General features: G+C 58.4%; 11 protein-coding genes. All 11 read right to left on the bottom strand.

What is annotated here, in order from left to right:
• Positions 1-23 precede the first annotated feature (23 nt).
• Positions 24-1,319: an adenylosuccinate synthase gene (locus tag AXW11_RS17075; RefSeq protein WP_036209743.1), complete on the bottom strand. Its 1,296-nt coding sequence runs from the start codon at positions 1,317-1,319 to the stop codon at positions 24-26.
• An 82-nt stretch (positions 1,320-1,401) separates the two neighbouring features.
• Positions 1,402-2,583, bottom strand: a complete 1,182-nt coding sequence (locus tag AXW11_RS17070; protein ID WP_036209740.1) for an ATP phosphoribosyltransferase regulatory subunit — start codon at positions 2,581-2,583, stop codon at positions 1,402-1,404.
• 184 nt (positions 2,584-2,767) lie between these two features.
• Entirely contained in the window at positions 2,768-3,643 is an 876-nt protein-coding gene (gene hflC / locus AXW11_RS17065) for a protease modulator HflC (protein ID WP_041336347.1), read from the bottom strand.
• 2 nt (positions 3,644-3,645) lie between these two features.
• Positions 3,646-4,839: an FtsH protease activity modulator HflK gene (gene hflK, locus AXW11_RS17060; protein WP_041332407.1), complete on the bottom strand. Its 1,194-nt coding sequence runs from the start codon at positions 4,837-4,839 to the stop codon at positions 3,646-3,648.
• A 78-nt stretch (positions 4,840-4,917) separates the two neighbouring features.
• The gene (gene hflX, locus AXW11_RS17055) at positions 4,918-6,216 is read right to left on the bottom strand and encodes a ribosome rescue GTPase HflX (RefSeq protein ID WP_091640972.1); all 1,299 of its coding nucleotides are present in this window, start codon (positions 6,214-6,216) and stop codon (positions 4,918-4,920) included.
• A gap of 119 nt (positions 6,217-6,335) precedes the next feature.
• Positions 6,336-6,584: an RNA chaperone Hfq gene (hfq, locus tag AXW11_RS17050; RefSeq protein WP_007154829.1), complete on the bottom strand. Its 249-nt coding sequence runs from the start codon at positions 6,582-6,584 to the stop codon at positions 6,336-6,338.
• Positions 6,585-6,624: 40 nt separating this feature from the next.
• On the bottom strand, positions 6,625-7,668 hold the full coding sequence (gene miaA / locus AXW11_RS17045) for a tRNA (adenosine(37)-N6)-dimethylallyltransferase MiaA (RefSeq protein ID WP_036209732.1): 1,044 nt from the start codon (positions 7,666-7,668) through the stop codon (positions 6,625-6,627).
• A gap of 7 nt (positions 7,669-7,675) precedes the next feature.
• Positions 7,676-9,586, bottom strand: a complete 1,911-nt coding sequence (gene mutL / locus AXW11_RS17040; RefSeq protein WP_091640970.1) for a DNA mismatch repair endonuclease MutL — start codon at positions 9,584-9,586, stop codon at positions 7,676-7,678.
• A 19-nt stretch (positions 9,587-9,605) separates the two neighbouring features.
• Complete coding sequence (locus tag AXW11_RS17035; protein WP_041332406.1) at positions 9,606-10,961, bottom strand: N-acetylmuramoyl-L-alanine amidase; 1,356 nt, start codon at positions 10,959-10,961, stop codon at positions 9,606-9,608.
• 34 nt (positions 10,962-10,995) lie between these two features.
• Positions 10,996-11,502, bottom strand: a complete 507-nt coding sequence (tsaE, locus tag AXW11_RS17030; protein WP_085679782.1) for a tRNA (adenosine(37)-N6)-threonylcarbamoyltransferase complex ATPase subunit type 1 TsaE — start codon at positions 11,500-11,502, stop codon at positions 10,996-10,998.
• A complete protein-coding gene (locus AXW11_RS17025; RefSeq protein ID WP_075196534.1) occupies positions 11,502-13,073 on the bottom strand; it encodes a bifunctional ADP-dependent NAD(P)H-hydrate dehydratase/NAD(P)H-hydrate epimerase in 1,572 nt (523 codons plus the stop codon). The genes tsaE and AXW11_RS17025 overlap by 1 nt, the downstream gene beginning before the upstream one ends.
• Between the last annotated feature and the right edge of the window lie 102 nt (positions 13,074-13,175).

Here is a 13,175-nt window from a genome sequence, read left to right as displayed (position 1 = left end):
GTGTCCGCGATAACCCGGGAAGGTTACTCGCCGAAGGGGTGGCGCAGAATGACTGTCTCTACCCGGTCAGGACCGGTGGAAATGATATCGATCGGTGCTTCGATCTGCTCTTCCAGGAAACGGATATAGGCCCTGGCGTTCTCCGGTAACTGGTCCAGGCCTGTCAGCCCGACCGTGCTCTCCTGCCAACCCGGAAGATCCGCATACACCGGCTCAATGTCCTTGTAGGTATCGCAACCGATCGGCGGGCGGGTAATCTCCCCGTTAGGCGTTTTGTAGCCAATGCACACCTTCACCGTATCCATGCCATCGAGCACGTCCAGCTTGGTCAGGCAGATGCCCGATACGCTGTTGATCTGGATGGCGTGGCGCAGTGCAACCGCATCAAACCAGCCACAACGGCGTGAACGCCCGGTGGTGGTGCCAATCTCGTTGCCCTTGACCGCCAGGTGATGGCCCATATCGTCAAACAGCTCGGTCGGGAACGGACCGGAACCGACACGAGTGGTGTAGGCCTTGGTGATCCCCAGCACGTAATCCAGGAACAACGGCCCAAAACCAGACCCGGTAGCCGTGCCGCCAGCCGTGGTATTTGAGGAGGTGACGTACGGGTAGGTACCCAGATCAATGTCCAGCAGCGAGCCCTGCGCACCTTCAAAGAGGATGTGTTCGCCGCGCTTGCGAAGGTCATGGAGGATATCCGTGACGTCGGCAGACATGGGTAGAATTTCCTCGCCCATGGTCATCAGTTCGGAAAACGCCTGATCAATGTCTTCGGGCTCTTCCTTGAAGTACTCGGTCAACACGAAGTTATGGTACGACATGATTTCCCGGAGCTTCTCTTCAAAGCTCTTCGGGTCACACAGATCTCCAACGCGAATCCCACGGCGGGAAACCTTGTCTTCGTAGGCTGGCCCGATACCGCGACCGGTGGTGCCAATCTTGTCGACACCTCGCGCTCGCTCGCGCGCCTGATCGATACGAACGTGGGTCTTGAGGATGACCGGGCACGCCAGACTGATCTTCAAACGCTCCCGCACAGCAACCCCATTGCCTTCGAGTTCGCGGACTTCCTTCAGCAACGCTTCCGGAGAGAGCACGACGCCGTTGCCAATCAGGCACTGGACATTCTGGCGAAGAATGCCAGACGGAATCAGATGAAGGGCGGTTTTCTTACCTTCAATAACCAGGGTATGGCCGGCATTGTGGCCGCCCTGAAAGCGCACCACCGCCGCAACCTTATCGGTCAGCAGGTCAACAATCTTGCCTTTTCCTTCATCACCCCACTGGGTGCCCAGCACTACAACGTTTTTACCCATGACTCTCTCTCAGTGCGGCCCCGCCAATTGATGGGGTGCCCGCAGGTTTACCTGTAAATGAGTGGCCCGACCCCGAAGGTCATCAGTCCAACTGCTCCACGACCCACTGGCCGTCTCGCTTCACCAGGGCACGATCGCAATTGCGCGTGCCAGGATCAACGCCCTCGTCTTCCGGCAGGGCGCGGATAACCGTCTCCGTCATCCGCAGGCCGGAAATCACGCCATCCAGCGCAGGATCTTCGGTGGCTGGCGCCCATATGGCCTTGCCAGCGCGGCCGGTTCGCTGACCAAGTGAGACCAGCGCACGGATATCAAGACTAAAGCCCGTCGCCGGACGTGCACGGCCGAAATCACTGCCAATGGCATCGTAGCGACCGCCCTTGGCAACCGCGTCACCATGCCCCGGCACATAGGCCGCAAACACCAGCCCGGTATGGTAGTTGTATCCTCGAAGCTCACAAAAATCGAACCCGAAGCTTACCTCTGGATAGCTCGCGGACAGCATATCCGCCACTCGATCCAGTTGATCCAGCGCCTGACGAAGCGGTTCCGGCGCCCCTTCAAGAATGCGCTTTGCCTCACGCAGGGCATCCTTCCCACCGCTGACTCTGGCCAGTTCTCTGAGCATGCCGCCAGCAGAACCCGGTGGGCACCCGCCCAGCAATTCATCCAGTTCCGGCACAGACTTACGGGCCATGGCATCAAAGATGGCCGCGCCGGTATCGCGATCAAACCCGGCCTCTCCAACCAATGTCTCGTAGATCGCGACATGGGCAAGATCCAGATGGATCCGGGGCAAACCCGATACACGCAGGGTTTCAAGCATCAGGCTGATCACTTCCAGATCCGCCGATTCGGAGGCGCTACCAAACAGCTCGCAACCCGCCTGGATGGGCGTGCGCCCTGTCAGCATATGGCGCGGTCGGGTGTGGAGCACATGGCCGGCATAACACAGCCGCGTAATACCTTCCTGGCCGAGGGTATGGGCATCAATGCGTGCTGCCTGCGGCGTCATGTCCGCACGCAGCCCCATCATCCGGCCGGTCAGCTGATCAGTCAGCTTGAAGGTCTGAAGCTCCAGGTCGTGCCCGGTGCCCGTAAAAAGTGATTCGAGGTATTCGATCAACGGCGGGATAACCAGCTGGTAACCCCAACGCTGGCAGGTATCCATTACATCCCGGCGCAGGGATTCAATCTGTCCAGCCAATGGCGGAAGGATGTCTTCCACGCCATCAGGCAGTAGCCAGCGATCAGATACTGTCATGAGATTCGGTTGTCCGTTCTGTCCCGGGGCGGAAGCTTCTTGCCGCGAGAGTGCACAGGATTTAGGGCGATGCTCGGGGAAAGATAAAAACCCGAACCAAAACCGGCAGAATTTTACACTGTTGGCAGACACAAAAAAACCGGAATACCGAGGTATTCCGGTTTTGTCACTACCATCGTCGTGGTTAGCGGTTTCCCTGAGGGTCCTTCAGGAACTTCAGGAAGTCGCTATCAGTGTCGATGACCATGATGTCGTCTTCATTGGCAAAGGTGTTCTGATAGGCTTCCAGACTGCGGTAGAAGCTATAGAACTCGCTGTTAGACCCATAGGCATCGGCATAGATCTGGGCGGCCTGAGCATCACCTTCACCACGCATTTCCTCAGCCTTGGCAAAGGCTTCCGCCAGGATAACGGTGCGCTGGCGATCAGCATCCGCGCGAATACCCTCCGCCAACTCGCGACCGCGGGAGCGGAATTCCTGCGCCAGTTTCTCGCGCTCGGTCGCCATTCGACGATAGACGTTCTGGCTCACCTGCCCCGGGAATTCAATGGCTTTGACGCGGATATCCACCACTTCAATGCCAAATTCCTTGAGCGACGTTTCGTTCACCCGGTCACGCAGGGTGTGCATCAGCTCGTCACGCTGGCCGGAAACGACCTCGACCATGGTCCGAACACCGAACTCATCCCGCAGGCCGTTATCCACGCGAGACAACAGCAGCTCGGAGGCGCGGTATTCGTCACCACCAGTGGCCCGGTAGAACTGATCCACGTTGCGGATTTTCCAGGCGATGTAGGAATCGACGTCCAGCGGCTTCTTCTCGATGGTCAAATACTGACGCGATGGAAGATCCGTTGTCAGCAATCGGATGTCGAATTCCCGGACCTGATCAATGACCGGCACCTTGAAGTGAAGCCCGGCTGAAATATCCGTTTCGATCAACTCACCGAACCGCAGCAGCACGCCACGATGGGTTTCCGGGATAATGTAAACACTGGAGAGCGTAACCAGTACGACAATCAGGGCGCCTGCAAGGCCCACAATACTTTTGGGTCCCATCATTATCTGCTCCTCCGAACGCCACTATCCTGCCTGCCACGCAGCTCCTGAATCACCTGATCTGACAGGGTCTTGATGTCGATGTCACTGCCGGAGCTTCCGGAACCGCTCTGGCTGCCGGTGCTGGCACCGGAACGGTTAGTCAGCCTATCCAGAGGCAGGTACATCATATTGTCGCTGCTCTGGGTGTCCACCAGCACTTTGCTGGTATTCGACAGAACCCCTTCAAGCGCCTGGATGTACATACGCTCGCGAGTGACTTCCGGCGCAGTCTGATACACACCAAGAACCGCCAGGAAACGTGAGGTTTCACCACGGGCACGCTCAATCACTTCTTCCTTGTAGGCCGCCGCTTCCTCGGTCAGGCGCTGTGCCCGGCCACGAGCCTCGGGGACCACTTTATTGCGGTAGGTTTCAGCTTCTTCCTTGACCTGCTGCTCGTCCTCACGGGCGCGCTGCACTTCACGGAAGGCATCCTGCACCGCATCGGGTGGCTGAGTGCTCTCGACGTTGACACGGACAATGGTCAAGCCAGTGCCGTATTCTTCCAGGAAGCTCTGCAGGCGCTGCTCCACGCGAACGGCCAACTCGGCACGACCTTCCGTCAACACGTCATCAAGTGTTGAGCTACCAACTTCATGGCGCAAGGCGCTGTCAGTAGCAAACGCCAATGCCTGGTTGGAATCACGGACGTTCAGCACATAAGCCTGAGCATCACCAACACGATACTGGACCTGAAGGTCAACAGAGACGAGGTTCTCGTCCTGTGTCAGCATCTGGCCTGTAGATTCCGCATTCCGGACGTTCGTCACCCGGACCAGATAAACGCTATCGATCAACGGAACCTTGAAGCGCAGACCCGGCGTTTCAGTACGACTGAACTCGCCAAAGCGAAGCACAACCGCACGCTCCTGCTCGTTCACGGTGTAGAACGATTGAAAGACCACGTATCCGGCAAAAATGATGGCCGCCAACGCCAGGATGGCACCAAAACCGCCGGCGCCACCCGAGGACGAACTGCCGCCACTGCCTCCGGACTTGTTGCCCTTGCCACCCAGCAAGCGATTGAGCTTGTCGAGACCCTTTTTCAGCGCCTCGTCCAGGTCCGGTGGGCCCTGGTCATTTCCGCCACGACCACCACCAGTACCCCAGGGGTCATTGTCGTTGCGGTTTCCACCCGGTTCATTCCAGGCCATAGTGTTCTCCGTTCCAAACTAATCGAATGGCTGCAAATACTAGGGATTTATAAGCGCCCCGGCAATAGCACAGCCGGCCTATGTACGTTGTTCTTCAAGCCTTACATCATTTTCGCGCACGCCAGCGCGGCTCAACAGCTGTAACCAGTCACGATGCTGAAGGCGCACTTCCAGTACCGAATCCCCGCTATTGCGGTGACTTTCCGTCACGACAGAGCCCGCTTCATGCAAAAGCGCCCGCAACTTGCCGTCCGTCGGGCCCAGCAGTACGAATTGATGGATCACGTCCTCCGCCAATCGTTCGACGATGGTATCAAACAGGCCTTCAAGACCTTCCCCGGTGACCGCAGAAACCCAGACACGCACGGGAACGCCATCTTCGTTGCGCTCAACCCGCGGCTGGAAGTTATCCAGCAGGTCGATCTTGTTGAAAACCTGCAGCACCGTAATCTCGTCAGCACCTATTTCTGCCAGCACTTCTTCCACCTGCTCCATGTTCTCGTCACGCCGGTGATCGTGGCAGTCGATTATGTGGAGCAGAATTGAGGCTTCGGTGGTTTCTTCCAGGGTGGCACGGAAGGCTTCAACCAGCTTGTGGGGAAGATGACGGATAAAGCCGACAGTGTCGGCCATTACGACCGGGCCAATGTCAGGAAGTTCCAGGCGCCTCAGCGTCGGGTCCAGGGTCGCAAACAGCTGATCCGCCGCGTAAACGGTTGACGTTGTTATGCGGTTAAACAGCGTGGACTTGCCCGCGTTGGTGTAGCCCACCAGTGAGACGGTTGGAATATCCGCACGCATCCGGGCCCGGCGACCCTGGTTACGCTGTTTACGGACCTTTTCAAGGCGGCGATGAATGGACTTGATACGCTCCCGCAGCAACCGCCGATCCGTCTCCAACTGGGTTTCACCCGGGCCACGCAACCCGATACCACCCTTCTGGCGCTCAAGGTGCGTCCAACCCCGAATAAGGCGGGTCGACATATGCTCAAGTTGAGCCAGTTCCACCTGAAGCTTACCTTCATGGGTGCGAGCACGCTGAGCGAAAATATCCAGGATGACACCCGTGCGATCGAGCACACGACAGCTCAGCTCACGCTCAATGTTTCGTTCCTGGCTGGGGCTGAGTGCGTGATTGAAAAGCACCACATCCGCTTCGTTGGCGGTCACGGCATCACGAATTTCTTCCAGCTTCCCCTCGCCGACAAACAGTCTCGGGCTGGGCTGCTTGCGCGAGCCGGTGACAACACCTACGGGTTCGACACCGGCAGACCAGACCAGTTCACGGAACTCGCCCAGATCCTCAGCTTCTTCGTGTGAGGAAAACTCGATATGAACGAGAATCGCCCGTTCACCAACGTCGGGACGCTCAAACAAGTAGTAACAACTCCAAATCAGTCAGGCTGCACCTGTCACCAAAACAAACACCCGCGGCCCTGGGAGCCTTTTCGGGCCCTTCGGGAGCGCGGGTGACAACACCGGTGTGCCCGGATAAATCAGTCTTCAGATTCTTCTCCGCCCGGAGCCTGTGGCGGAATACGAACGTTCCGCGCGGGCACCACAGTGGAAATGGCATGCTTATAGACCATCTGGCTGACAGTGTTTTTCAGCAAAATCACGAACTGGTCAAAAGACTCGATCTGGCCCTGAAGCTTGATACCATTGACCAGAAAGATAGAAACCGGAATGCGTTCCTTGCGTAATGCATTAAGGTAAGGGTCTTGTAGAGAGTGCCCTTTTGACATGTGTTTTCTCCTGTTTATAAGTAAAGGCAGATCGTCAACTTCAATTGTTAAATGTGGTGCGAAACTCAATAATTTTCAAGGCAGTGTCGGACATAAGTTTGTCGCCACTATCCAACCAGTCCACATCGGACCACTTTCGCAACCAAGTCAGCTGTCGCTTGGCAAGCTGCCGGGTAGCAGCAACGCCCTTGTCCACCATGGTGTCGTAATCATAATCACCGGCCAGATGTGCCCAGCCCTGACGATATCCGACACAACGCATGGAGGGCAGGCCAGCATTCAGATCACCCCTGGCCTTCAGCACCCTGACCTCATCAAGAAAACCCGCATTCAGCATGGCGTTGAAACGCAGGGCTATTCTTTCATGGAGCACCCGCCTCTCGGCGGGAGCCATCGCAAGCTGCACTACAGTATACGGAAGAGACGGCGATTCGTCTGCCTGCCATTGGGTGAAATAGGTGTAATCCTCAATGCCATCGCTGTTCTGACGGTTCTCTGCCTGGCCTCTGCTCGCCTTGTCCTGCCATATTGAGGAAATCGGCCGTCCCGTCAGACGAATCACCTCAAGTGCCCGAATAAGTCGCTGCCGGTTATTCTGATGAATGAGACCCGCCGCCACAGGGTCCTGTCGCTCCAGCTCCTGGTGAAGGGCACCCCAGCCTCGCTCCTTCGCCTCCTGCTCAAGGGCCTCCCGGACGACTGGATCAGCAGACGGCAGGTTGGACATACCATGCAGCAATGCCTTGAAGTACATCATGGTGCCACCCACCAACAACGGAATCCGCCCCGCTGACACAATGTCGTTCATTTCACGCAGGGCATCGCGACGGAAGTCCGCTGCCGAGTATGTTTCCGCCGGGTCGCAGATATCAATTAACCGGTGTGGCGCCTGGGAGAGCTCCTCGTGCGAGGGCTTGGCGGTTCCAATATCCATACCCCGGTAGATCATCGCCGAATCAACACTGATGATATCGCAGGGCAGGTGGCGACAGAGCTCGATGGCCAGGTCGGTCTTGCCCGAGGCAGTCGGGCCCATCAGGCATATGGCCAGGGGCTTGGTGCCTTTAGCGGTTGATGCCGTCATACCGGTGTTAACGCCCGCGCAGGAATAATTTGTCCAGCTCCGAGAGGGTGACCACAGTCCAGGTGGGCCGACCATGGTTGCACTGACCACTGCGCTCGGTGGCCTCCATGTCCCGCAACAGGGTATTCATTTCCGGAATGGTCAGTTGCCGATTGGCACGCACGGAACCATGACATGCCATGGTACCAAGCAACTCATGTATCACCGCCTCCACACGGTCGCTTTCGCCGTTCTCAATCAGGTCAGACAGCACATCCCGAACCAATTGCTCGGTGTCCGCCCCCCGCAACAGCGCAGGCACCTGCCGCACAGCGAGAGTTTCGGGGCCAATGCGCTCCACCCTCAATCCCAACTGCAAAAGCTCTTCACCATGAGTCTCCGCCAATGCCGCCTCTTTCTGGCTGACAGCCAGGGAAACCGGCACCAGCAGCGGCTGACTCTTGAGGTCCTGCGCCTCCAGCGCACGCTTCATACGCTCATAGGTAATACGCTCATGGGCCGCGTGCATATCCACCACGATCATGCCCTGACGGCTCTGGGCCAGGATATAAATTCCGTGCAGTTGGGCAATGGCGTAGCCAAGCGGCGGCTCATCACCGCTGTCCTGCGGTGGCGTAGGCGCCGCAACGGCCAGATCACCGGTGTCGGCCATCGCGGGCTGCGCCCCGGTTCCACCGCCCTCGTTCAGGGACTGGTAGAACGCCATCTGATCGCGGGCCTGCCATTCAGGCTGCGGGGGCCTCGGGCTCCCTGAGAACCCGGCATGCTGCGGGCTGCCGCCGGAACCTGCAAACGGATCGGAGGCGGACTGGTGATTGACACCCGGCATGGCAGCCTGAACGCCAAAACCACCGGTTGCCGTACCGGCCTCCCGACCGTGGGACTGGGCTACCGCTCCCTTGAGATGATCATCCGGGCGCACATCTGCCAGCGCCTTGTGAAGCGTCCGGAAAATAAAATCGTGAACCAGGCGCCCATCGCGGAAACGCACTTCGTGCTTGGTGGGGTGAACATTCACGTCCACGTTCGCGGGATCAACCTCCAGATACAACACGAACGCCGGGTGACGGTTGTTGTAAAGCACATCCCGATAAGCCTGGCGCACGGCATGCGCTACCAGCCGGTCCCGTATCACCCGCCCGTTGACAAAAAAGTACTGCAAATCCGCCTGACTGCGGGAAAAGGTCGGCAGGGCAACCCAACCCCAAAGTTTCAATCCCGTAGCCTCAGCATCAATCACCACGGCGTTGTCGATAAACTGCTGACCGCATAGAGAGCCAATCCGCCGCTCCCGGTCCAGCGGATTCTCAGCCGGCCTGAGGCTCTGGACCACACGCTGGTTATGTCGAAGCGTAAAACCGGTGTCGAAACGGCTCAGGGCCTGGCGGCGAATACATTCTTCAACATGGTTGAACTCGGTCTTCTCCGTACGGAGAAACTTGCGTCGGGCGGGCGTGTTAAAGAACAGGTCCCGGACCTCCACCGTCGTGCCCACCGGATGGGCCGCCGGGGAAATACTGGCGTCCATGTCGCGCCCTTCCACTTCTACCTTTGAGGCCGCCTCCTGGCGCTCTGTGCGTGATGTCAGTGCCAGCCTGGAAACGGAACTGATACTGGCCAGGGCCTCCCCCCGGAAACCAAGGGACGCCACTGCTTCAAGGTCTTCGAGATTTTCAATCTTGCTGGTGGCATGACGGCTGAGCGCAAGGGGAAGGTCCGTCTCGTCTATGCCCATGCCGTCGTCACGTACCCGGATCAGCTTGACACCCCCCTGCTCCACCTCGATATCGACCCGGCGGGCACCGGCATCGAGCGCATTTTCTACCAGTTCTTTCACGACCGAAGCCGGGCGCTCAACCACCTCACCGGCAGCAATCTGGTTGGCCAGGCGGGGCGTCAGTAATCGAATGGAGGGCATGTTACCAGGGGACCTCGTGTCAGGATGCAGGAATACGAATGGTTTGCCCTACCATAACACGGTCATCATTGAGGCCGTTATACTGCATCAGTTCGCTGACGGTTGTCTGGTTCTCCCGAGCGACACCTGAGAGCGTATCCCCCCGGCGAATCCGGTACTGACTGACACTGCCATCGCCACGGCCGTTCTGCTTCTGCCACGCCAGCAACGTGCCTGGCGGGGGCGTTTTCTGGAAGTAGTCATCGATACCCCGAAACACCGCCTGGGACAGTTTTTCACGATACCAGGCACTGGAAAGGTTCTGCTCTTCCTTCGGGTTCGAGATGAATCCCGCCTCAACGAGAACCGATGGAATATCCGGTGATTTCAGCACCGCAAACGCAGCCTGCTCAACGCCTTTCTTGTGAAGCTTGGCGACACTGCCAAGCCTGCCGAGGATAGAGTCCCCGACACCGAGGCTGGAATTGATGCTGGCGGTCATGGAGAGGTCCAGCAGCACACCCGCCAGCATGTCATCTCGACCATCAAGGGACACCCCACCGGCACCCCCGATCAGGTCAGAGCGGTTCTCGGTCTTGGCCAGCCAGCGGGCGGTTTCACTGGTGGCACCCCGCTGTGACAACGCAAACACCGAAGCACCACGGGGCTGAGGCGTGCGAAAGGCATCGGCGTGGACCGACACAAACAGGTCGGCGTTGTGCTTCCGGGCCAGCAGTGTGCGGCTACGCAAATCGATGTAGTAGTCGCCGGTACGGGTTAGCTTGGCGGTATAACCCGGCTTGGCGTCGATCAATTCCGCCAGGGTTTTCGACATTCTCAACACCACGTCCTTTTCTCGGGTGCCCCGGGGGCCGATTGCTCCCGGGTCTTCGCCGCCGTGGCCGGCATCAACCACCACGATAATATCCCGCTTGCCGTTGGCGTTTTCGGTGACGGTTGGCTCCGAAGGCTTTCGAGCCTTCAGGCCACCTTCGTCGATCAGGTCAACGACCAACCGGTGACCGTACTGCTGATTGGGTTCGAGCTGAAAGCTGCGCGGCTTGATGTCACTCTTCAGATCGAGCACTACCCGAAGATCATTACCGTTGCGCGGGGCGCTGCGGATACGCTTTACGGGACTGCCCGAGAGATCGAGCTTGTCAAAATCGGCCTTGAGCGTCGTGTTCTCAAGGTCAATCACCAGGCGCGAAGGCCCGGAAAGGGCAAACACCTTGTGATCAATCTTGTCGGCAACATCCAGCACCAGCCGGGTATGGTCCGGCGCGGGCCAGATCCTCACGCCTTCCACGTTAACGCCCGCCATTGCTGCCATAGGAAACAACAGAGTCAGCATTACACTACCGGCCAGGCACCATCTGGAGAACATTCTTGCCATCATTTTCCTGCCCACCTGCACTGATCACACATAATTAACCTCGAACACTCGACAACGGTATTGCCGCAAGCCTGGCCTGCAGCCCCACACCCACAGCCGTTGCCGCCGAGACAAGCGCTTTACGCCCATCTCCACTGACACTCAAGCGTATCCAAAGGTCGGGATCCGGAAGGATTCCCTGACCCCGCTCGGGCCACTCAATCAAACAAAGGCTCTGGCCCTGAAAGTAATCACGTATACCCATGTACTCCAGCTCCTCCGGATCACCCAATCTGTATAGGTCGAAGTGGTAAGCGGGAGGGCTCAGGTGCTCATACGGCTCCACAATGGTGTAGGTCGGACTTTTAACAGCCCCGTCATGGCCAAGGCCACGCATGACTCCACGGCTCAGGGTCGTCTTTCCCGTACCCAGGTTGCCCTCGAGAAATACAATGGCTCCCTGTCCGGCCTGAACCACAACGGTAGCGAGCCCCCTTCCAAGGTTTTCTGTTGCCACCTCATCCTTCAGGAACAGCGAGAGCTCCTGCGCTGCAACGTCCATCATTCGTCTCCACCACCGCCAACCGAACGACGATCCGGCCAGCGCTCAGAATCCACCAATACCTGTGACAGGGCCTCAATAACGTCCATCGGCAACAGCCCCATATAACCGCGGGTTTCCGACGCCAGGTCCGCAGCCGCCAGATGCAATGCAGCGCCTGCCGAGGTTGCAACACGGGCATCCTTCAGTTGAGCGTACAAACTACCCAGCACGCCCGAAAGAACATCCCCCATGCCACCAGTCGCCATGCCAGGGTTACTGCCGCTGACAACGTCCGGCACTGCACCTCCGCCTGCCACCACCGTTCCGGCCCCCTTAAGTAGCACAACTCCGCCAAACATCTGAGAGATTCGCCCGGCAGCGCCTACACGATCCTCTTCAATTTCCGCCACATCACACGCCAGAAGCCGCGCCGCCTCTCCAGGATGCGGGGTAAGGATATGATTGTGTGCCGGCTGCGCCACCCTTGAGGCCATCAGGTTGAGGGCATCTGCATCGAGCACCCTCGGCTTACCGCTCGCAACCACCTGCTGGAGCATCTGCTGCCCCCAGGCACCCTGGCCGATGCCCGGACCACAGACTATGACATCCGCCGCTTCAATCAACGGCGGCAGTTCAGAACCATGAATCAGCCCCTGCACCATGACCGATGGACAGCGCGCGAGGGCCGGTGAGACGTATTCCGGGCGCGTGGCCAGCGTAACCAGTCCGGCACCGGCTCTTGCCGCTGCTTCGGCTGCCAACAGGCCGGCACCGCCAAAACCCCGGTCCCCGGCCACCACGAGCACGTGCCCGAAACGACCCTTATGCGCGGTTCTTGATCGCCTGGGGATGACCGAACGAATCGACCGCCAGTCAACCCGGCGAGCAAAAGGCTGCTGACCGCTCTCGGAGGCCCAGTCATCGGTATCCAGGGACTCGAACAGGATGTCACCCCCACACTCAGCCCCCTGCCCCGTAAACAGTCCGGCCTTGAGCCCAATAAAGGTCACTGTTGCATCAGCCCGTATCGCCTGTCCGACCACCGCTCCAGTGGTTGCGTTCAGGCCGGACGGCAAATCAATCGCCATTACGGGCGCAGGCGCCTCATTGCACGCGTCGATCATCGCCGCAAAGGGCTCCCTGGGAGCGCCTGTTACGCCGGTTCCCAACATGGCGTCCACGATTAAACCGACGCTGGCAATTGATCGCTGCGCATCGCCGCTACCAAGATCCGCAAGTTCCCGCACTTTTACCCCATCGGCCACGGATTTTTGCCAGGCCTTGCGGGCATCACCAGATAATTTTCCCGTCGGCGCAACGGCAATACAGTCCACATCCAAACCATGGCGTACGGCATTGGCCGCCACCAAATAGCCGTCACCGCCATTGTTGCCGGCGCCACACAGCACCAGAACCCGGCCCGGCTCAGGCCAGTTGCGTACCAGCCTGCGAAACGCACCGGCGGCTGCGGCCTGCATCAGGTCAAATCCGTCAACCCCTTGTTGATCAATTACATAGCGATCAATCTCCCTCACCGCATCGGCGGAGTAGAGGTCTTCTGGTAAACTATGACCACCAGACAGGGGCATGAAAATCGGCTCCCGCTAAAGAATTCGGATTAAGAAAATCGGCCAGATACCTGTAAAGAATAGCAAAACAGCGGAAAAGGTCATAACTTAATCAAATTAAAC

This window comes from Marinobacter sp. Hex_13 (assembly GCF_001566815.1).
GTDB lineage: Bacteria > Pseudomonadota > Gammaproteobacteria > Pseudomonadales > Oleiphilaceae > Marinobacter > Marinobacter salarius.
Note: the sequence above shows the minus strand (reverse complement) of the source record. Positions and strands in the feature narration are given on the sequence as shown.

Excerpts from the sequence above, each read along its gene's own strand:
- AXW11_RS17075 (WP_036209743.1), bottom strand. The coding sequence starts at position 1,319 with ATGGGTAAAAACGTTGTAGTGCTGGGCACCCAGTGGGGTGATGAAGGA.
- AXW11_RS17070 (WP_036209740.1), bottom strand. The coding sequence starts at position 2,583 with ATGACAGTATCTGATCGCTGGCTACTGCCTGATGGCGTGGAAGACATC.
- hflC (WP_041336347.1), bottom strand. The coding sequence starts at position 3,643 with ATGGGACCCAAAAGTATTGTGGGCCTTGCAGGCGCCCTGATTGTCGTA.
- hflK (WP_041332407.1), bottom strand. The coding sequence starts at position 4,839 with ATGGCCTGGAATGAACCGGGTGGAAACCGCAACGACAATGACCCCTGG.
- hfq (WP_007154829.1), bottom strand. The coding sequence starts at position 6,584 with ATGTCAAAAGGGCACTCTCTACAAGACCCTTACCTTAATGCATTACGC.
- miaA (WP_036209732.1), bottom strand. The coding sequence starts at position 7,668 with ATGACGGCATCAACCGCTAAAGGCACCAAGCCCCTGGCCATATGCCTG.
- mutL (WP_091640970.1), bottom strand. The coding sequence starts at position 9,586 with ATGCCCTCCATTCGATTACTGACGCCCCGCCTGGCCAACCAGATTGCT.
- AXW11_RS17035 (WP_041332406.1), bottom strand. The coding sequence starts at position 10,961 with ATGGCAAGAATGTTCTCCAGATGGTGCCTGGCCGGTAGTGTAATGCTG.
- tsaE (WP_085679782.1), bottom strand. The coding sequence starts at position 11,502 with ATGGACGTTGCAGCGCAGGAGCTCTCGCTGTTCCTGAAGGATGAGGTG.
- AXW11_RS17025 (WP_075196534.1), bottom strand. The coding sequence starts at position 13,073 with ATGCCCCTGTCTGGTGGTCATAGTTTACCAGAAGACCTCTACTCCGCC.